Genomic DNA, 20,065 nt, shown 5'->3' on the forward strand with positions numbered 1-20,065 from the left:
GTGGTCTGATAACTCCCCCAAAACCAGTAAGAAGGGAGTCACCGCGTGAACACCAATGGAAGAACATCAGGGCTAACAACGCTCATTCGGCTCAGCGTCATCACATTGTGCACATCTACTGCCTACGCAGGACCATCGGTACAGGAGCTGGAGCAGCGAACCGGCCTCGCGAGTCTCGCCGATGACAATATGCAGAACATTTCTGCTCAGGGCATTAATGAGGACAGCCAGTACCTTATCGACTTGGGGAACAGCAGCGGCCCGGACGACGAAGGCGGCCTGAAAACGCTGATGGTGCTGTTCCAGGCAGGCTTGCCATTACTCAACTTCGTTGGCGACTACGAAATCACTGGCGTAACTTATGATGACCCTGATGGACCACGCAGTATCGTCAATGACGACGGAACGATCAGTCTGGTCCTCCCCTCCAGCATCGACGAAATCGCCTATCGCAATATGAGTATCGGCAACACCGGTAGCGATATCATTGGCGACCTGTATTTCAGGAATATTTCGACCGTCCCCGACTCTACGGTAACACTGATTCCACGTCCCGAGGCTCCTTAAGCCGGAAGTTCTTTGAGATTAATACGGGCTAGGTGAAAACCAAAAAAAACGGGAGCATCTGCTCCCGTTTTTCATAGTGCGATATTAGGTTAATAGGCTATCGCGAGCGGTACGAAGGCAACGATGATAAGTGCTGTGGCCATCGTAGCCAACGGCAACAGTATCTTCTCGTTCCTATACCAGAAGTTCTCTCCGACCACTTCTTCCTTGGACAAGCGGACTTCTTCTTCGCCGACCACCTGCCTGGTCAAGAGGTGGTTAAGAGCAACAGGCGGACTGAGATACCCCAGCTCGAAGGCCACCAGTGTCACCATCCAGAAGTGAACCGGATCAATCCCGCTTTCATAGGCGATACTCGCGATCGTGGCACTCACCAGAATAACGGCACCGTACGGGTCCATAACCATACCGATAACAACCAGAATAGCGACCAGCAGTGCCATCGCCAACCAGATAGAACTAAACTCGGTCGGTACCATGGCCATTACTTCGGCACGCTCAATAACACCACCGATACTGACAGACATACCCATCAACATAAGCAGGGCACCAATGTGACCTGTCGTCTCAGTGGTAGCTTCACGGATGGTCTTCTCGATAGAGTCACGACCTTGCTTGAGATCATCGTAGCTCTCTTCAAGACGATGCCCAACATAATCAATATTCAGATTTTCACGCTTCAGGACGTCTTTTTCCTGGTTAAGGCGCTCATAAATAAGAATAACCAGTAGCAATACAGGCAGAATGATAGGCGCTGAGAATTCGTCAAGGTACGCATTCAACAGAAGTGCATATACAACGAGCGTTACAGCGATCAGAATCACATATGGTATCAGCGGCTTTAACGCCTCTTTGAATTCAGGCCAGACATTGCCATCCGGACGTTGAATTGCAACCGGTTCTTTACGGGTGAGAAGAGCATAGGCAGCGAACAGGACGGTCGTCAGGAAGAATACCTTAACCCCCCAACCGAACAACTGGTCTGTAGTCACCTCATTATTCAGCGCTGCAACGATAACAACCAGCAGGCATGGACGCAGAACAACACCCAAAGAGCCTGACATTGCGGTAGCCGCCAGCGCCAGCTGACGTCGCGCCCCAGCACGGCGGAGCTCCATGTAGATCAAACCACCTACTGCGATAACGAAAATACCTGAACCACCAGTGTAAGCGGTTGGCACTGCAGCCAGAGCTACGACGGCAACAGCCAACATCTCCGGTGGTAACTTGAGCGGGCGGAAAACATTGAACACCTTCTGTGCCATCTCAGTACGCTTAAGAAGCATACCGATCCATACGTACAAGCCTACATTAAGGAATAGCTGAGAAAGCTCCATCATCTGATTCAGGTAAATACCAATACCCGCTGGATGTCCCGCAAGGATGAAGTAAGTACCAGAGATCAGACACATAGTGGCATACAGAGGTATCGCCAGCTGAGCCTTAAGGAAGTTGCCCCCTGGCTCGGCTTCCTTAGGGATAACCACCATCTGGTAGAGCGTCAATGCGAGCGGCGCTCCAAACCCAAAGATCCATAGCCAGTGGAGTACTGCATGCTCGGTACTGACCTCAATACCCGCTGAGAAGGCAACTTCTTTGAAGCTGTATACGGAGTAAAACAGAATGGCAAATGCAACGAATTGAGCGCCCGCTGCAACACGATAATCCATCGCCGTTACCATAGGTCTCAGGGCGATGTGGTGACGACGGAACAGTGCTGTACCACCGCAGATCAGAACGAGAATCGCCAGCATAATCCGCTGGGTCGCCATACCTAGTTCACCGAAGTTGGCGACACCCAACTCGACTGAACGGAAGATTTCAACAGCCGGAGTAATCCGGTCTTTTGTCGCATTGTACTGATCGTACTTGATCTCACACTGAGCCTGAGCGGCTTCAAGTGACTTCCGCATCACTGCGGGATCTACCGGCTCTGGCGCGAACAGGTCAAACTCATCCATTGGCTGGTTATTTCGTTCTTCGACGATTCTTGCCAGCTCGGTATCAATATCCATATTGAGGTTACAGGACGGCTCAACCGGATCATGCCGAAGCATAAAGTATCCTTCCCAGACACTTTCACCCAATTGCAGTAATTGCGCATGCATCGTGTGACTGGTATTCAGAATAATGACGAATACCAGTACCAGGAATGCAGGAAGCGCAGCGAGCCATTCGTAAATCGTACGGTTGCCCGCACGTACGTGCTGCTCCATGAAAAACACCTCTTATATTATAAAAGAACCGAAGCCGGACGGCTTCGGTTCATCCCCCAATGTCCGCTTCCCGGAGGCAAGTGCCTGGGAAGACAAGACGTGTTACTTGGTCTTACTCAAGATTTTCTACACACTCCGCTGCAGAGCCATCCGCCTTACAACGCAGGTTTTTGAGAAGGCGCAGCATTTTGCCATCGTAGACGCCTTCATCACGCAGTGTGATACGCACCTGACGCAACATTTCGTTATATTCTTTTTGCTGTGCTTCAGGCAGATCTAACCAGTAATGGTCTTCGATTTCTTCTGTATGCTGCTTGATACTCTTGATCGCACGATCGAAGAGACTGGCAACGAACTCTCGGGACTTCTGCGTATACTCATCGCTGAACTGCTCACGATGGAATACCAGTTGAAAGTCCAGATAAGCAAGGTTGTATCTCAGAATCGCACCGTTTTCGCCGAGGCCTTTGTACATTTCCAGAGGCTTGTAAGCGATTGCTGGAGCGTAGGCGATATCAACGCTGCCGTTGTTGAACTTACCAGAGAAGTTAGCTGAGTTTGACGGAACAACTGCTGCACCCACGTGATTTACCATTTTGATTGATGGTGCATCATAGTCGAGTGTCGCAATCTTCTTGCCCGACATTTCTTCTACGGTATCGATGCTTCTGTCGTTGACGAACAGGTACACAGCACCAGCCGGAATAACACCACCTACCGCGTAGCGCTCGGTCTGCATGAACTTAGCCGCATTCGGAGCTGCCGTGGTCATGACGACCTGGCGCATAATTTCATCAGTTGGCACCGCACCAATCGCTTCGATGGTAGACGCAAACTTACTGAAAGGACGCGCACGAGCACCCGTCATTACAACACCGTCGCACTGCTCTGCTTTAAAATCATCAGAGGCGATTTTTTCATCGGTGTAAGCGTGAAGCTTGATTTCAAAGCCTTCCGCGAGAGCAAACTCGCGGTAGTCTTTCATCAGACCAAACATCGGGCCACTGTTACCCAGTGGGTCATAGATGCACAGGTCACGTTGTTCTACAGCGCTCGCAAAAGGCGCCAGCGTCATCGCAGCGATGGCCAATAATTTACGCATATCCAGTCCTTAATCTAACAGGTCATCAATATCCATCACGGGAGCAGCACTTTCGTCCACATCATCCCAGAAAGTACCGAATTCACCGACCGGCGTACGCGAGCCAGTAGCATCAGTCCACATACGGTCAGAGACCGCACGGATCTGACGACTTGCTACAACATCAAGCAGTCGGTAATCGCGATGGCTAGGGTTAGTTTTAAGTGAGGCTGCGTGACGACGGATAGCTTCCTTCACACGATCCGTGTGACCACCACCATCAGCAACAAGAATTTCTACAGCATGAGCCAGACGAACACCGTTTTCGGTAGCTGTACGAGACGCAGTCTCCAGCTCTACCCAAGGGTCAGATGCGCTTTCATCAGAGCTGTCTGGCATCAGGATTTTAAGACCTGCTGAAGCAGCAGCAGGAACACCCCAATATTCTTCATTGTCCAGACACTGGAGGCCACGAACGGCTTTCATCGCAATGTCTTTAGGAACGTTCACAACGCTCTGTGCCTTGAGGTCGTTAAGCACAGACTGGAGACCCGCAAGGTTACCCAGTGTCCAGTAAACGCCTTCGTCATGATTAAGTCGTGGGCACTTCTCGCCCGGCTCACCGAACTCATCGACCATATGTTGATATGCGCGATACTGACGGGTTGCAGCAATAGCGTACTGGCGCTTCTCACGAACGCGAGCGTCTTTTGCTTCGTTAATGTTCTGATTTTTGAACGCCCGGATGTAAGCGAGGCTCTCTTCGACGGCGGCTTCTTCAGCACAAGATCCGGCCATCATGTTCATCATGAGATTTGCCAGGTCATCAGTCGAAGTGACACGGGTAAATGCGTTAATCAGAGGCTGAAGGCCCTGAGTAGTGGAGCATGCAACACCTACGTCATCGATAGTCATTGTATATGGCGTTACATGACGATCGGTAAGGTCATAAACCACCCAACCCATTTGCATGTAAATGATGCTACAACCGGACAGCGTGAACAGGGTCATTGCTGTAATTAGAACGCGAGAGAGAAACGACATGACGCCCCCATCAGAATCAATGTTGTTGTTATTATTCTCCGGGTAATGAGAACCCGGAAGGTTCGTAGCCCAGAGAATATCTGGTTTACGCTACGAATACCAATGTAAACCAAGCAAATTGCCTTCCCGACGTAAGCTATTGGAAAAGTTGCACCTTAGAAAGGTTAATTGGTGCCAAGCGGCTTATAGGCGCTTACCCGCGTCTGTGACATTTTTTTACAGAAAATCGCCATGAAAAAACTTGCCAGAACGGCTCAGGATATAAAAAACCACCAAAATTAGTCATTACTCGCCACCCAGTAAGGTCATAAAGTGCCATTTACACGGATTAACACCCCACCCATATGGCATAGTTGCACTTCGTAAAACGGTCGTTTACATACAAAGATAAACATATGTCTACCTTGGTTTATCAGGCCAACGCAATGCGGACAAAGTCACACCCTTACACACGGTAGTTGCAAATCCTGGTGAGGTCGTCATATTGAAAGAACAGACGACAGGATTGGAGGGAGTCTCTCTGAACGATCTCCTGATACGGCTGACCCGTTTAGCCGTAGTACACAGTAAGATCATTGACTGCACACCGCAGACGCTGGGTTCAGACCGCATCGTCACTCCCTCTACCGCTCTTCAAATCCCCCCACCGGAAGACACACGTACCGCCCCTGAAATGGTCGAGCACTTACGCTTTGCCCGCGGGTTTCTGTACCTCTGTGCTCCGCTCTGTGACGCAATCAGGAGACTGACTCTATGGCCGCGCGTAAATCTGATACCAAACTGTACGTTATCGACACCAATGTTCTGATCCATGATCCTGCTGCGATCCTGAATTTTGAAGAACATCAGGTCGTAATACCTATGACAGTTCTGGAGGAGCTGGATAAACTCAAGATGGGAAAGGCATCCATCGCGACCGACTGCCGGGAGGCGATACGGCAGATAGACCGCATCATCGGAGATGCTTCTCCGACAGAGATTGCCAAGGGCATACCAATTGAGCGTCCGGATGGTGATTACCAGGGCCACTTCTCAATACTACTAGACACCTTCCAGACTCCCAGCCGCGCACTTCCTGACGACCTCAACGACAACAAGATCATCAACAGCCTGGTCACACTTCAGGAGAAATATCCCAACCGCGAAACCATCCTGATTACCAAAGACATTAACATGCGCCTGAAGGCCCGAGGCTGCGGTGTCGGTGCTCAGGACTACCAGAATGACCAGCTTCTCTCTGATGTGTCACTTCTAGAAACCGGCTACCACCATGTTGATGGCTCCTTCTGGGAAACACAGGAACAGGTCGAAACATTCCACGATGAAACAGGCACCTACCATCGGATCCCACTGAATCAGCTACCGGAAGATATGATCATCAACCGTTTCATTACTGACGACAAAGGCTTCATAGGTAAGGTTCACCAGATCGGCGAAGAAGCAGCGCTCATTAAAGACTTCCCGAAAGAGCAGTTGATGCAGGCGAGTGCCTGGGGGCTCAAGCCAAGAGATACCGCCCAGGCAATGGCGCTTAACCTGCTCCTCGACCCGGATATTCACCTGGTGACACTTTCTGGGCAGGCGGGCTCAGGTAAAACTATCCTCGCACTCGCAGCTGCCATCGAGATGACCGTCGCAACCGGACAATTCCGCCGTATTATCGCTACACGTAGCACCCGCGGACTCGATGAAGATATTGGCTTCTTGCCAGGTACCGAAGCCGAGAAAATGGAACCATGGCTCGGTGCAATAACCGACAACCTGGAAGCACTCCACTGTGATGATGAAAACGCGACCAGCAGTGTCGACTATATCCTGCAGAAGGTTCCCCTGCAGTTTAAATCGCTTAATTACATTCGTGGCCGTAGCTTCCAGCACAGTCTGATTCTGATAGACGAGTGTCAGAACCTTACGCCGCATCAGATGAAAACCATCATCACGCGCGCAGGCGCAGGAAGTAAGGTAATTTGTCTTGGCAACCTGGCACAGATCGACACGCCATACCTCAACCCGATCAGTTCAGGCCTGACGTATCTGATTGAGCGCTTCAAGCATTTTCCACATGGCGGCACGATACATCTTCAGGGTTCGCCACGCTCTGAACTTGCCGAGTATGCGGAGTCGCACCTTTGACGCCTTACCAACCCTGAACTATAAACAGTAGAGGGTCTATGGCCCTCTTACTTTTTATACACAATCAGGTCATGGATAAGGATTATGAGATATCTGCTCGCATGTATGTTACTGAGCGTTTTTATGCCCGCAATCGCAGCGGATGAAGAACCAGTAGAGAAAATCTACGAACTTGAGTTTGAAACCGACTCCAGCTGGGCAAGTATCGAAATCCGTGACGACGCTGTGTTCGTAAATGCACCCGCCGACAGCGCCATGAGCATTACGGCCAAAGATGGGCTGCGTGCGTACAACATATCCCCTAAGAAGATATATCTCAGAGCAAAGTCGCGTGGCGTAGTGAATATGAACCTGTTCGTACGTTCGAAGAATAACGTTCTGGGCCTCACGCTGTGCAAAGGGTCACGTAACAGCTACAGCTGGATTAAGTCAGATGAATCTCGCCAGAAAAATGACCTGAAAGAACCTGACCACTGCGAACAGCACGCACTGGTACTCAATCTGTTCTGATTACAACTCATTTCCCGGACGGTCAGCGCGAATACGAATCAACTGGCCGCCCGGGAGAGTATCTCAGTGACGAAGAATGTCTTCCGTGAAGTCACCTTTAAACATTGGAATTTCGTGAAGCTCCTTCTCTCCCTCCATACCGAAGTACATCCGGCTGTCTTCCGGCGGAAAGACCTTAAGGTTTGATTGTGTACTGATCAAACGCTCTCCATGCATCATGTCTTTCAATTTCAGGTAGATTTCTTCGTAGCTATCACCTTTAAGCTCGATTTCAACCTCAGTAGTAAAACGGAACGACATTTTAGCCATGGCGATTCTCCTGAATACATCTTCTTGGATACTGCCTCAGGCTAGTCGGTTTTCGATCATCCAAAAGTAAAATTTTTCTCAGTATGCCGAATTAAACTGAACGACCCTACTGCCAAAACCCTCTGGAATAAAGGATACATAAACGGCCACTACAGCGTTTTCAATCGGTCACAGACAGAAGGTGTCGTGATTCTTCAGCAAACCCGGTGCCGACTTCCGCGTAGTAGTTGAAAACAACATCCACTCCGAGATCGAGGAGTTGATTTCTTTCGTCTTCGTAGCGGGCGACGGCCGCTGTTTTGCCCTGATAACCAGCGATCTTCATCATCTGCAGTGTCGCCAACATTTCCTGCTGAGAAGGAAGCGCCAGCATGACCAGACGGATATCGCAGTGGGATGCCTGCTGCCAGAACTCAAGGTCATCCGCATCACCAGAAATGACATTAAATGACTCACTACGGAGTTTTTCCGCCCGGTCTGTATCAGATTCGAGCCCCCACGCGCTGGAGGTATCGCTCCCATGGAGAGCCTGGTATGCCCCCTTTCCTACCCGGCCCATACCAACGATCAAGACATCAAATGAGGAAGGCAGCTTGAGAGACTGGTGTGCCCCTTCACGCTCAAAACGATTTATCGTTTTATACATACGGGCATAAATGGAGTGTGCGCGACGGAAAAGCACCGTACTGACAAGAAATGAAGCCGACATGGCCAAGGCGATCATCACCAACCATTCTTCACCCAGCCAGGATTGTTTTACGCCCATATCCGCTACGATAAGGCCAAACTCACTGTAATTACTCAAGGCAAGCGCGGTCAGGTACGCCGTCCGGCCAGAGAGCCCGAAAAGAATAAAGGTAAAATAGAAGAGAACAAACTTAACCACTAACAGCAGCGTCAGCCCTGCTGTCACATAAAGCATCTCCAACGTTGGGAGCGCGCTGAAACCGATCGACAGAAAAAAGCCAATCAGGAACAGATCCTTAAAGCTCATCAATGTTTTATAGAGTTCCGAAGACTTGTTGTGCCCGGCGACGAGTACGCCAAGAATAAGGGCACCGAGATCTCCCTTAACGCCCAGCGCGTCAAACAGTTCATAGCCTCCTAGCGCAAGAAACAGTCCCGTCAGCGGCAGCAACTCGCCATGGCCTGAACGCTCCATAACCCAGTAAAGTACAGGCCGAAATAAAGGTAACAGGAACAGCGCCAGTGCCCATTCATCAGGCACTTTGCCGGTGGCTGCGACCAGAAAAACTACCGCAACAATATCCTGAACAATAAGAATGCCCAGTGCCAGGCGCCCATGCCGGACTTTCAGTTCTGAAGCCTCTTCGAGCATTTTGACGACGGCTACTGTCGATGAAAAACTCAGAGCAAATGCGACCAGGGCCGCCGTTACCAGATCCACTTCAAACGCCTGGCTTAACCCCAGCCAGGTCGGCACAGGTAAGGCCGCGATACCGAGCAGAATCCAGCTGCCGCTCTGAACAAGAGTGCCACCCCAGACTTCTTTCCGGATAAGGGTGCGGATATCCAGTTTCAGACCAATGGTGAACAACATCAATGTGATGCCAAGCGAGGCCAGCTCATCAAGCAGTGGCGTCGCTTCACGACCCAGTGCATTAAGAACGAAACCTGCAACCAGAAAGCCAATTAAAGGCGGCAGGCTGAACTGTCGAGCCACCAGACCAAACACAAAGGCAATCAGAACCCAGAGGAAATCCATACGCTGTCTCTACCTGTCACAGGAAAATAGGGCAGTCTTCAGAAAGCCGCCTGTATACCGAAATATCCCTGGGTCTCAGATCCGATGCCCTGAATCCCCTGAGCAACACCAATCACTACAGGGACCAGTGCCCGATACCCAATGATACTGTTTAAACGCAACTCTGCCCCAGTTCCCACCATAGGGTCAGGATCGTCAGATTCCGACCAGGCCCGTCCACGCTCAAGAAATACGCGTAGTTCCAGATCATCCAAGCCTAACGGCCAGATGCTCCAGTTGTCATTGATGGAACTCAACTGAGCCGCATAGACCAGTCGCTCGCGGTCGTAATAACGACCGAACTGATTCCCGGCGTCAAAGCCGCGAAGACTCAACTGCTCCCGCCCAAAGAGAGAATAGTCTTCCTGTGGCGGCAGACCACCGAGTTGCCATCCCGGTGCACCTTCGGACGCAAACCCTGCATTCTGCGAGAACGTCAGCGACTGACGTCCCGGCAGATCGAACATATAGTTAAACCCGGGCTGAACGTGAACGCCTGAAAAGTCGTCGTTGAGCAGAGAAAAGTCTTCTGCAACCAACTCTGCACCCGGCCCGAACCCTCCGGGAGAATGAAGTAGTCCGCGCTGATCATTGAACGTCAGTGCGAGGCCAACGCTGTGTCTATCAGCTGCTCGACCTCCGGAGATCACGACGCCGGGCTCTACCCTGTCGATCGATATTCGTCGACTGACCAGCCCCGAATGAAGGCCTAAGCGATCACGCATCGCCTGCACCAACCAGTTTCTCTGAATACGCCACTGCTGATCTTTGAGCACGGTAAATCCGGGCACCGTTTCATTGATATCAAATAATTCATTCTCGACATCGTACCCAAAAAGCCAGCGTTGATACTGATATATCAGAGTCATATCAAAGGCTTTCTGCTCTGTTCCATAGGCGAGATCGACCTGGTAGTTATGGCGCCCCAGTGCATCGGTACCGCCGGTACTGAACCCAACGTAGGTTGTATCTTCGGTGCCGTAAAATACAGGTAACCAGTAATGCGGGCGAAGCGTCGACCATGGTTCATAAGCAGTGGGTTCAGATGCTTCCACCTGATTCAAGCTTATTGCCTGGGTTGTTGCCGCTTCATAAGCTACACCTGCGCGCGCCAGCGGCAACTCAGTATTTCTCAACAGGAAGCCACCCGCCGTGTATTCCTGTGACCACAGCCGGTCGCCAGTTATCCAGGGGTCAAACGACCTCGCTACATCGATATCATCAGAAGCCAACGACAACGCACTACCGTTCTGCCACTCATAAATTCCGAATTCCCCTGAGTAATCCGCGATAAACAGAAGCCGATCGTCGGCTGTGAATCTCGGTTGCGCCTCGTTTGCCGCCGAATCTGTCAGCAAGGTCCAGTCGCTGTCAGCGACATCCTTACTGGCTAACTCCCAGGATCGTCCCGGAGTTTTAAAAGCTGCAATAATTTCAGTGCCGTCACTCTTTATATCAAACGCACCGACGTACTCACCGTACTCGCCACGCCAGAGCAAGGTCTCAGTGCCATCTTCCGACAGCAACAAGAGATGACTGAAGCCGGCTCTGAAACTCGTGAAAACAAAACCAGAGCCATCCGGCAGCCAGCGCGCATCCGAAACACGGGCTCCCTGAGTCAAGGGCACCCAGTCCCCCTCATCCAGCAACCAGAGGTCAGCAGAATAGCGACCGCTTGCATACGTCAGAGCACGTACTGCGATCACACGCCCATCGGGCAGAACGTCAATCGAGGTAATGTCTCTGCCGTCGGCTATGTCAGTGCAGTCTGCTTCAACGCCTGTGCAACGCTGGAGCACGGGGCGGTCTTCGTCATCGCTGGCTACGTAATAAACCGCCTGACCATCTGATCCACTCACCTGCTGCCGTAATGTAATCTCCGGCAATGACGCCGAGGAGGGAACAACAACAGTCTTCTCTTCGCCAAACCGTTCCTCCATAGCCAGGCGAAAATCCGCCCAGAGAGCCTCGAAGTCGCGACCATAGATACGTCGTGCGGTGCTGTTGAGCATCAGGTATGGAAATATTTCGCCACTATACAGGCTTAGCCACATCTGTAGCTTTTCCTCACCATAGGTCTGGACCAGATACTCAATAAAGAAGGCGCCATACAAGTAGTACTGACCATAGGGCCATTCACGGCTGCTGATCGCCGCTTCACCAAGCGTCGCGAATTCTCCACTACGTACTTCTTCACGCATCTGCATTTGATACCAGCTTGAAGCCAGGCGACCCGTGCCCGCCTCATAGTCTGTCTCCAGATAAACAGCTAAACCTTCAATCAGCATGGGAGAAATCAGAGAGTGCGGAAAAAAGAACAGTACACGTCCAAACACTGAACGAAGTTTTTCAGGCGCCCCACGGCCCATCTCCATATGCAGAATATGCACGTACTCATGGCGAATAAGCAACGCCAGCCAATCGTCATAATTTTCGAGACCGTTAAGATCGTGAGGCGGCGTGAGATACAGCCGGATCTGTGAAAACGGAAAGAAGGTCGCCCAACCATTTGCAATGTCCTGATCATCCGAGAGCACCAGCTGCGTTCTGGCCGCCGGCGCAGTAGTGAAAAATGGCATCAACTCACGATGCACCTGCTCTGCAATGTTCAGCGAGTGAAGCGCCATTGCCTCGTAGGCGGGATCTGACGCAGGGTAATGAGCATCAAAATGCTCCGAACTGCGTGTCAGCCAACCTTCGGCTCCGGGGCCATCCCAGGCAACGGATTCTGCGGTGGCAGTCAAAGGTAGTAAAAGAATTAGCAGGAACAAACGACAAAACATAATCAGCCTTCCATGAAGAGTCACGCCATCATATCCGAGTCTTATGACTCCGCAAGGTGTATTGGCTGGTCGTCTGCCGTAAACTGCGCGCTTTGACTTCTCTGCCGGAATCACGCGATGGAACTTGATTTTATTTACGAAGATGAGCATCTGGTTGCCATCAATAAACCCAGCGGCCTACTCGTTCACCGCAGCGAAATCGATCGTCATGAAACTGCGTTCGCACTGCAATTGGTGCGCAATCAACTGGGCCAACGAGTTTATCCTGTACACAGACTCGATAAACCGACGTCTGGTGTTCTGGTCTTCGCACGTCAACCTGAAACCGCCAGCCTGGTCGTGGAACAATGGCGCCAGCGCGATGTAGAAAAGCATTATCTGGCTATTGTCCGTGGTTATATGCCTGAATTCACCCATCTCGACTATGCAATGTCGCCTCCGGTCGACAAGTATGCTAAGCATGAGCGTATCAAGCCGCCACAGGAAGCCATTACAGATTTCACCTCACTCGCTCAGGTCGAGATACCCGTCGCCATTGATAAGTACCCGCAGTCGCGATATTCGTTAATTGACTGTCGTCCTCACACCGGGCGAAAGCATCAGATACGCCGGCACCTGAAACATCTGAGTCACCCTATTATTGGTGATGCCCGATACGGTAAAGGGAGGCACTCGAGATATTTCCGGGATCATATGGATGCACCACGATTGTTACTGCATGCCTGGTCATTGGAGATGTACCACCCGTACACTAATGAACTGCTAACCCTGATTGCCCCACCTGACCGGACAATGCGTCAACTTTTCGACCGCTTCGGCTGGAGCATGGCCTTACCGGAATCATTGCAGTCAGAGCTCCAACACCCTCCGCACCCCTCCATGGATGCCTTTCTGCTACCAGCAGAGCTCCGAACCCCAGAGAAACCGTGACTTACGCACGGTTACCCACACTTTCTGTGGATAACTTTATGGATAAGTTTTTTAAAAGTGGCTGGAACCCGCATGGTTCATGGGGTGCTGTCATTTTGCTGAAAAAATTAACAGTAAATTTTTCCATATAAATCAGTAACTTATAGATTGACAATTCTATCGATAGGAATTTGACACTATCCTGTCAGTCCAGTGACGCCATCCCTTTTTGATGTGTATAACAGGTTCCAGATAGTTTTCTGGTGTCAACACCTGAACGCAGGATTTAAAGCTTTTTTTTGCAAAAATGTCGTAGTTTGTCGCGGGTAAGTTTCCCACAATTTCTGTGGATAACTTTGTGAGTAATAATTTAAAAACTCATTCCAGCCCAGATAAAATGGGCATAACACTCAGATTGTATATTTTTTAACCAAGTAAAAAACCTATATTTTTCAATGACTTATGAAAATCAATAGATACTTTCATATTTTCTACGCCAGATTGACACATTTATTCGGCCACCATTGAAGATGTGCATAACAACGCACCAAAATAAACCCAGACGCACTGAAAAAAACCTGAAAGCGGCGTTGACATTCCGTTTTCTGACAGGACGTGCGACAGAGCCTGAAATTCCCGAAAAAACTTCCCTTCTGAATAACTACCAGCACAATTTGTGGATAAATTAAGCAAAGCCGCATGAAGGCTGATATCAGGTTATTCACAACTGACAACAGAGTATTCGTCTGGCATAAAAAAACCCGCCGAAGCGGGTTTCTAAGATGGTGCAACAAGCATGTCTGCTTATATGCCGAGTCGCTCTGCAAGCTTATCTGCTTCCATATACCCCGGTATCAGCTGGCCATCCGAAGTGACAATAGCGGGGGTACCGCCAACACCGATAGCACGACCCAGATTGTATTGTGCTGCTACCGGAGACTCGCAGGAAGCCGTGGATACCAGCGACTGCATTTCACCGCGCTTCTCATCAAATGACTTCATGGCCGACTCTCTGTCAGATCCGGAAGCATTCCGTACACGACTATATGCACCAGACAATTCGCCCTGCAATGATTTAATTTCTGTCATAGCGTCAGCACGATCACCCTTGTCCTGGCACCATACGTAGTTAATCTTATTGTAAGATTCGGTGTAACCACCGGTCTGATCAAAAATACCTGCGCGCGGATACGCGAGGTAACGGACAGTTATACCCTTCGCATTGATATCGTCCATTTCTTGATGGAGCTTCTGGCAATAGCCACAATCAATGTCCGTAAACACATTAATGACTGCCTTCTCATCTCCCTTCGCAGGAAATACGACCGTATCAGCATCGGGAATGGATGCCATTTCTTTCTTGCGTAACGTCACTTTGCGCAGGTCACTGACGTTATCCAGCCCGCCCTCACTGAATTTGTACAGGGTATTCTGATAGATGAGGTAGTTGAGGTCAGGAGTCATATGCATTAAAGACCCATCGATCATAACCACTTCATAAATCTGACCATCACCCAGTGATACCACCTCGGTGACATCAGCCCGCGGGCCAAGCACTTCCTTCATCTTGGCTTCGATGGTTTCTTTCAGCTTCGCATTGTCAGCGAGAGCCGGCGCGCTCATCAGCATGGCTGCGACAAGCGCGGTCAGTGTCTTCTTCATATCTTTGCTCTTCTGCATTCGTATGTGGCTTTCTCTCAACAGGCTGACCATAGCAGGAAACCGTATCTTTCAGGCACAAAAAAACGGGCGCGAGGCCCGTTTTTCGGTAAAGAAAGGTATTCCCGGAGGATTATACCTTTTCTTTGATACGTGCAGACTTACCGCTACGCTCACGCAGGTAGTACAGTTTCGCCTGACGCACGTCACCACGACGTTTAACAGCAATGCTGTCAACCAGTGGGCTGTGAGTCTGGAAAGTACGCTCAACGCCGACACCGTGAGAGATCTTACGTACGGTGAAAGCAGAGTTCAGGCCACGGTTACGCTTACCGATAACCACACCTTCGAACGCCTGCAGACGCTCACGGTTGCCTTCTTTTACTTTTACCTGAACGACAACAGTGTCACCAGGGCCAAAAGCTGGAACAGCGTCTTTCAGCTGCGCGTTTTCAATCTGCTGAATGATTGGGTTCTTGTTGCTCATTGTTCGCTCCTTAACAGTCTGACGAGTGCTCAGCCGCGTTCTCGTCAAGGTATTCTGTCAATAACTTTCGTTGCTCGGTTGTCAGTTCCAGTTCAGCCAGTAAGTCTGGTCTGCGTTGCCAGGTTCGGCCCAGTGCCTGCTTTAAGCGCCACTGGCGGATTTTCTCGTGATTACCGCTCAACAGTACCTCAGGTACCGCTTCACCTTCATACACTTCAGGCCGGGTGTAGTGCGGACAATCCAGCAAGCCATCCATAAAGGAGTCCTGCTGTGCCGACAGTTCGTGCCCCAATACACCAGGCACCAACCGGATCACGGCATCCATCAACGTCATGGCGGGTAATTCACCACCGCTGAGCACGAAATCACCGACAGACCATTCTTCGTCGATTTCCGCCTCAATCAGACGTTCATCAATACCCTCGTACCGCCCGGCAACTAGGATCAGCTTGTCATGCTGAGCAAGCTCAAGCACACCCTCCTGATCCAGTTTGCGGCCCTGTGGCGACATATAAATCACCTTAGCGCCTTCACCGGCCGCTGCCTTCGCAGCATGGATGGCATCCTTTAACGGCTGAATTTTCATCAGCATTCCGGGGCCACCGCCGTACGGTCGATCATCCACCGTCTGGTAATTGTCGTAAGCGTAATCTCTTGGATTCCAACAGGTCACACTGACTTTATCCTGTTTGACTGCGCGTCCGCTGACACCTTGCTGGGTCAACGCCTGAATCATTTCAGGAAACAGAGTTACAACACCAAACCACACCGGTCTTCACTCCTCTCTGGCCCTGTTGGCCAGGGGTTAAAAATCCGGGTCCCAGTCTACCTGGATCACACTGCTGTCCAGATCGACCTCAAGAACATATTGCTCTACAAAGGGAAGTAAACGTTGCTGCTGATCGATGCTGCCCTCACAAGGCGTCACCGTCATCACCTGATTACCACCACCAGAATCAAACAGTTCTTTCACCTGGCCCAGCACCACACCTTCGGTATTTACTACCTTGAGTCCGATCAGCTGGAACCAATAATGTTCATCTTCTTCAAGCTCAGGAAGCGCCTCTTCAGGAACCCCGACCTCACACTGATGTAAGCTCAATGCCAGATCACGGTCTGTAATGCCCTGAAGGCTTGCCACCAGACCTTTACCCTGAGGTTTACCCTGAAGTACTTTGAATTCCTGCCAGCGATTATCCTTACGGATGTGCCAGACAGGGTACTCCAGAATGTTTGTCATCGGCTGCGTGTAGGAATACACCTTCACCCACCCTTTGATGCCAAACGCAGTGCTTATTTTTCCCAGAACGCGAATGTTCTCAGACACTGCTTACCCCCGGTTAAGCTGAATTACGCTTCTTTTTTAGCAGCGTCTTTCAGCAGCTTCTTAACACGGTCAGTTGGCTGTGCGCCTTTACCTACCCAGTACTCAACGCGTTCCAGATCGATACGCAGAGCTTCTTCCTGGCCACGAGCAATCGGGTTGAAGAACCCAAGGCGCTCGATAAAGCGACCGTCGCGAGGCATGCGCGCGTCAGCTACGTTGATGTGATAAAAAGGACGTTTTTTAGAGCCGCCGCGGGCTAAACGAATAACTACCATAAAGTGTGTCTACTCCGGTCGTTTTATCTAGTGGCGGGTTTTGAAATCGCCCACCGTTCAACATCCCTCAAGACCAGCGTTACGCAGTTAGCGTGCTGCCGACTTGAAGGGCCTGGGGGCCGCCGTACAGGCAACCCACACAAAAGGGCGCGTAGTGTACGCTAACTGCCCCCAAAACCGCAAGTAAAAGAGCGGCCCGGGAAGCCCGACCAATACAGCATTGTATTCAGGCGCAGGATAGATAATATTCGCGCATTCTAAGATCCTCTCCAGGCTAAGTATTATGAGCACTATCCAGACGATTCAGGACAAAGCCCTCGCCCTCAAGAACAACCGCGCTTTCGAGCTGTTTGTGGTGGGGGTCATCATTATCTCAGCGCTTCTCGTGGGGGCGAAAACCTACGCCATTCCGGATGCCGTATCACAGATGATCGTCTGGCTGGATGTCGGTATCACCTTCCTGTTCCTGTTTGAGATCATCGTCCGCTTTATTGCTGAGCCCAATAAGAAACGCTTCTTCCACAATGGCTGGAACGTCTTCGATACTCTTGTCGTTGTCGTGAGTCTGATCCCGATTGATAACAGCGACATGGCCCTGGTTGGCCGTCTTGTCAGGGTATTCCGGGTGCTGCGTATGGTATCCATCATCCCTGAGTTGAGAATGCTGCTGAACTCGCTGGTCCGTGCTTTGCCGCAACTCGGATACGTTGTGCTGCTGATGTTCATCATCTTCTATATATACGCAGCTATCGGCGCGACTTTCTTCGCTCCTATCAACAGAGAACTCTGGGGCGATATCGCAATTTCTATGCTGACACTCTTCCGGGTTATGACCTTCGAAGACTGGACCGACGTCATGTACGAAACCATGGCCGTCTATCCATTATCATGGAGCTTCTATCTGTCCTTCATCTTCTTTACGGCTTTCGCCTTCCTCAATATGGTGATCGGGATTGTGGTCAATGTTCTGGAAGACGAGCATGCAAGAGAGCGCGCAGAGAAAGACGAAGAAGAAGGCAATGCGTCATTGAATGATCTGCGCGATGAGATCCAGGAATTAAAAACGATGATCGCTCGCCTCGAGCACCGGGGAAGCAGCGATCAGTAAATATTGCACTTTTATGACATGGAAATGACTTTCGAGGTCATTTCCGTCATATAATCGCGCCCCTAATCGAGACCCTAAAGTCACCGACGGACCCAGTTCCGCTGTAGCGACCGGATTCAGGTAAGGTATGAACTACACTCTTTTCGACTTCCTCCAGCTCATTGGTGCCCTCGGCATCTTTATTTTCGGCATGAAGATCTTCAGTGAAGGCCTTCAGAAAGTGGCAGGAAGCCGCCTCAAGTCAGTGCTTAGCGGCATGACCCGAAACCGTGTTACCGGGGTACTCACCGGCTTCGCAACGACCACCATCACCCAGTCATCGACGACAACGACCGTGATGGCCGTGAGTTTCGTAAATGCCGGGCTCCTGACGTTCGTGGAATCTACGGGCGTGATTATGGGCGCGAATATCGGCACTACAGTGACCGCCTGGATCGTTGCGCTGTTTGGCTTCAAGATGAAGATCACCCCCATCGCCATGGCAGTGATCGGTCTCTTCTTCGCGTTCCTGTTCTCTAAGAACAGCCGCTTACGCAACATCGCCGAGACCATGGTCGGCTTCGGTATTCTGTTTATTGGCCTTGAGTTCATCAAAAACGGCGTGCCTGACATTCGCAGTAACCCGGAGATACTCGAGTTCCTCGATATGTTCACTGGGTTCGGCTACGCCTCGCTGCTTATTTTTGTTGTCATTGGCACCCTGCTCACCCTTGTCATGCAATCATCTTCAGCGGCTACAGCGGTGACACTGGTTATGCTGTTTGAGGGCTGGATATCCTTTCCGCTGGCGGCTGCTATGGTACTGGGGGAAAATATTGGTACCACAGTCACTGCCAACCTCGCCGCTATGGTGGGGAACGTGCACGCAAAACGGGCAGCCCGCTTCCACCTGATATTCAATCTGATCGGGGTTGCCTGGATGTTGGCCGCCATTTATCCCGTCATGCACCTGATTGACATGGTGGTACAGAACTTCTCAACGGCACCGGTTTCTATTCTAAGCGATGCCCCGGAAGCCAGACCCAACGCAACCCTGGCCCTGTCGCTCTTCCATACCTCGTTCAACATCCTGAATGTCATCCTGCTGTTTGCCTTTATTCCTTATATAGTGCGCTTTATCGAACGCATTCTTCCGGAGACCGCCGGCGGTGCCGATGACTTCCGCCTGAAGTACATCAGTGCTGGCGTGATGACCTCTCCCGCACTGGCACTGGAACAGGCCCAGAAAGAGGCTCAGCAGTTTGCCGGGATACTTAATCGTATGCATGCTGACGTCGATGAACTTCTTTTCGACAGCAAGGCATCAAGATCCAAGCTGCTCAAACGCATCGCCGCGGCCGAAGAAGCCACAGACCAGCTGGAAATCGAAATTTCCGACTACCTCGTCCGGGTCAGTGAGAACACCAATCTAGAGCACGACCTGACAGAGCGTATCCGCTTCCTGCAGACCATGATTAACGATATGGAGCGCATCGCCGACATCTACTTCCAGATTTCGAAACTGTCAGAACGCCTTCATGAGGCACGAAGCCACTGGCCGGATGATGCCCGGGCTGACATGGTGCAGATGATGGAAGCCCTCAGAGCGGCTGTAGAGAATATGCAGCAAAGTGCCTCTATGGAGCCGTCCAAGGTCAGCCTTGAACGTGCCATTGAGCTTGAGAATCGCATTGATGAGCTGCGTGATTCATTCCGTGATACGCACTTTGCCCGCCTCGAAAATGGCGACTACAGCCCCCGTGCCGGCGTCATCTTCATTGATGTCCTCAACCGGATTGAACGCATCGGCGACCATATCCTCAACGTCAATGAGTCTGCGGCGAACCACCGACTCAAAGCGCAGCGCGTGTAATCCCGAATGGCAGTCTGTTCACTGCGGGGAACAGACTGTC

The 20,065-nt window shown here is 50.9% G+C and carries 17 protein-coding genes; 6 read left to right on the forward strand and 11 right to left on the reverse strand.

Going from position 1 to position 20,065, the window contains the following annotated elements; translation table 11 throughout:
• Positions 1 to 45 precede the first annotated feature (45 nt).
• On the forward strand, positions 46 to 567 hold the full coding sequence (locus tag B2067_RS13280) for a hypothetical protein (protein ID WP_301388753.1): 522 nt from the start codon (positions 46 to 48) through the stop codon (positions 565 to 567).
• A gap of 89 nt (positions 568 to 656) precedes the next feature.
• Here B2067_RS13280 and B2067_RS13285 read toward each other — a convergent pair whose 3' ends face one another.
• The 3 genes from B2067_RS13285 to B2067_RS13295 all read right to left on the reverse strand — a co-directional run bounded on the left by B2067_RS13285 (position 657) and on the right by B2067_RS13295 (position 4,908).
• Positions 657 to 2,783, reverse strand: a complete 2,127-nt coding sequence (locus B2067_RS13285; RefSeq protein WP_301388754.1) for a TRAP transporter large permease subunit — start codon at positions 2,781 to 2,783, stop codon at positions 657 to 659.
• Positions 2,784 to 2,895: 112 nt separating this feature from the next.
• A complete protein-coding gene (locus tag B2067_RS13290; protein ID WP_068434906.1) occupies positions 2,896 to 3,885 on the reverse strand; it encodes a putative solute-binding protein in 990 nt (329 codons plus the stop codon).
• A gap of 9 nt (positions 3,886 to 3,894) precedes the next feature.
• Positions 3,895 to 4,908 carry a hypothetical protein gene (locus B2067_RS13295; protein ID WP_273086759.1) on the reverse strand — a complete coding sequence of 338 codons (1,014 nt, stop codon included), beginning with the start codon at positions 4,906 to 4,908 and terminating at the stop codon, positions 3,895 to 3,897.
• Positions 4,909 to 5,661: 753 nt separating this feature from the next.
• Between B2067_RS13295 and B2067_RS13300 the strand changes: the two genes are divergently transcribed.
• Positions 5,662 to 7,041, forward strand: coding sequence for a PhoH family protein (locus B2067_RS13300; protein ID WP_301388757.1), 1,380 nt, complete (start codon positions 5,662 to 5,664; stop codon positions 7,039 to 7,041).
• Between the two features lie 123 nt (positions 7,042 to 7,164).
• On the forward strand, positions 7,165 to 7,551 hold the full coding sequence (locus B2067_RS13305) for a hypothetical protein (RefSeq protein WP_175607879.1): 387 nt from the start codon (positions 7,165 to 7,167) through the stop codon (positions 7,549 to 7,551).
• Positions 7,552 to 7,614: 63 nt separating this feature from the next.
• Here the strand turns inward: B2067_RS13305 and B2067_RS13310 are convergent, their stop codons facing one another.
• The 3 genes from B2067_RS13310 to B2067_RS13320 all read right to left on the reverse strand — a co-directional run bounded on the left by B2067_RS13310 (position 7,615) and on the right by B2067_RS13320 (position 12,408).
• Positions 7,615 to 7,860: a hypothetical protein gene (locus tag B2067_RS13310; protein ID WP_068434898.1), complete on the reverse strand. Its 246-nt coding sequence runs from the start codon at positions 7,858 to 7,860 to the stop codon at positions 7,615 to 7,617.
• A 160-nt stretch (positions 7,861 to 8,020) separates the two neighbouring features.
• Positions 8,021 to 9,586: a cation:proton antiporter family protein gene (locus B2067_RS13315; RefSeq protein WP_301388759.1), complete on the reverse strand. Its 1,566-nt coding sequence runs from the start codon at positions 9,584 to 9,586 to the stop codon at positions 8,021 to 8,023.
• Positions 9,587 to 9,624: 38 nt separating this feature from the next.
• Entirely contained in the window at positions 9,625 to 12,408 is a 2,784-nt protein-coding gene (locus B2067_RS13320) for a hypothetical protein (RefSeq protein WP_301388761.1), read from the reverse strand.
• A 117-nt stretch (positions 12,409 to 12,525) separates the two neighbouring features.
• On the opposite strand from B2067_RS13320, the gene B2067_RS13325 reads away from it, so the two are divergent.
• Entirely contained in the window at positions 12,526 to 13,338 is an 813-nt protein-coding gene (locus B2067_RS13325; RefSeq protein ID WP_068434892.1) for a pseudouridine synthase, read from the forward strand.
• 783 nt (positions 13,339 to 14,121) lie between these two features.
• Here B2067_RS13325 and B2067_RS13330 read toward each other — a convergent pair.
• The 5 genes from B2067_RS13330 to rpsP form a co-directional block, all read right to left on the reverse strand.
• The gene (locus tag B2067_RS13330) at positions 14,122 to 14,979 is read right to left on the reverse strand and encodes a DsbC family protein (protein ID WP_297530322.1); all 858 of its coding nucleotides are present in this window, start codon (positions 14,977 to 14,979) and stop codon (positions 14,122 to 14,124) included.
• 130 nt (positions 14,980 to 15,109) lie between these two features.
• Entirely contained in the window at positions 15,110 to 15,463 is a 354-nt protein-coding gene (gene rplS, locus B2067_RS13335) for a 50S ribosomal protein L19 (RefSeq protein WP_068434889.1), read from the reverse strand.
• A gap of 10 nt (positions 15,464 to 15,473) precedes the next feature.
• The gene (gene trmD, locus B2067_RS13340; RefSeq protein WP_068434887.1) at positions 15,474 to 16,232 is read right to left on the reverse strand and encodes a tRNA (guanosine(37)-N1)-methyltransferase TrmD; all 759 of its coding nucleotides are present in this window, start codon (positions 16,230 to 16,232) and stop codon (positions 15,474 to 15,476) included.
• Between the two features lie 36 nt (positions 16,233 to 16,268).
• The gene (rimM, locus tag B2067_RS13345; protein WP_068434883.1) at positions 16,269 to 16,790 is read right to left on the reverse strand and encodes a ribosome maturation factor RimM; all 522 of its coding nucleotides are present in this window, start codon (positions 16,788 to 16,790) and stop codon (positions 16,269 to 16,271) included.
• 23 nt (positions 16,791 to 16,813) lie between these two features.
• Positions 16,814 to 17,065, reverse strand: a complete 252-nt coding sequence (rpsP, locus tag B2067_RS13350; RefSeq protein WP_068434880.1) for a 30S ribosomal protein S16 — start codon at positions 17,063 to 17,065, stop codon at positions 16,814 to 16,816.
• Positions 17,066 to 17,348: 283 nt separating this feature from the next.
• Between rpsP and B2067_RS13355 the strand changes: the two genes are divergently transcribed.
• Both B2067_RS13355 and B2067_RS13360 read left to right on the forward strand, forming a co-directional pair.
• Entirely contained in the window at positions 17,349 to 18,173 is an 825-nt protein-coding gene (locus B2067_RS13355) for an ion transporter (RefSeq protein ID WP_301388763.1), read from the forward strand.
• A 127-nt stretch (positions 18,174 to 18,300) separates the two neighbouring features.
• Positions 18,301 to 20,025, forward strand: coding sequence for a Na/Pi cotransporter family protein (locus B2067_RS13360; RefSeq protein ID WP_301388764.1), 1,725 nt, complete (start codon positions 18,301 to 18,303; stop codon positions 20,023 to 20,025).
• Positions 20,026 to 20,065: the final 40 nt, after the last annotated feature.

The organism is Thalassolituus sp. UBA2590, from assembly GCF_002339775.1.
In the GTDB taxonomy this organism is placed as follows: Bacteria; Pseudomonadota; Gammaproteobacteria; order Pseudomonadales; family Oceanobacteraceae; genus Thalassolituus.

Bases quoted from the DNA above. Each gene is read 5' to 3' on its own strand.
- B2067_RS13285 (WP_301388754.1), bottom strand. From the start codon at position 2,783: ATGGAGCAGCACGTACGTGCGGGCAACCGTACGATTTACGAATGGCTC.
- rpsP (WP_068434880.1), bottom strand. From the start codon at position 17,065: ATGGTAGTTATTCGTTTAGCCCGCGGCGGCTCTAAAAAACGTCCTTTT.
- B2067_RS13320 (WP_301388761.1), bottom strand. From the start codon at position 12,408: ATGTTTTGTCGTTTGTTCCTGCTAATTCTTTTACTACCTTTGACTGCC.
- rplS (WP_068434889.1), bottom strand. From the start codon at position 15,463: ATGAGCAACAAGAACCCAATCATTCAGCAGATTGAAAACGCGCAGCTG.
- B2067_RS13360 (WP_301388764.1), top strand. From the start codon at position 18,301: ATGAACTACACTCTTTTCGACTTCCTCCAGCTCATTGGTGCCCTCGGC.
- B2067_RS13310 (WP_068434898.1), bottom strand. From the start codon at position 7,860: ATGGCTAAAATGTCGTTCCGTTTTACTACTGAGGTTGAAATCGAGCTT.
- B2067_RS13315 (WP_301388759.1), bottom strand. From the start codon at position 9,586: ATGGATTTCCTCTGGGTTCTGATTGCCTTTGTGTTTGGTCTGGTGGCT.
- B2067_RS13300 (WP_301388757.1), top strand. From the start codon at position 5,662: ATGGCCGCGCGTAAATCTGATACCAAACTGTACGTTATCGACACCAAT.
- B2067_RS13325 (WP_068434892.1), top strand. From the start codon at position 12,526: ATGGAACTTGATTTTATTTACGAAGATGAGCATCTGGTTGCCATCAAT.
- B2067_RS13305 (WP_175607879.1), top strand. From the start codon at position 7,165: ATGCCCGCAATCGCAGCGGATGAAGAACCAGTAGAGAAAATCTACGAA.
- B2067_RS13295 (WP_273086759.1), bottom strand. From the start codon at position 4,908: ATGTCGTTTCTCTCTCGCGTTCTAATTACAGCAATGACCCTGTTCACG.
- B2067_RS13355 (WP_301388763.1), top strand. From the start codon at position 17,349: ATGAGCACTATCCAGACGATTCAGGACAAAGCCCTCGCCCTCAAGAAC.
- B2067_RS13330 (WP_297530322.1), bottom strand. From the start codon at position 14,979: ATGAAGAAGACACTGACCGCGCTTGTCGCAGCCATGCTGATGAGCGCG.
- B2067_RS13290 (WP_068434906.1), bottom strand. From the start codon at position 3,885: ATGCGTAAATTATTGGCCATCGCTGCGATGACGCTGGCGCCTTTTGCG.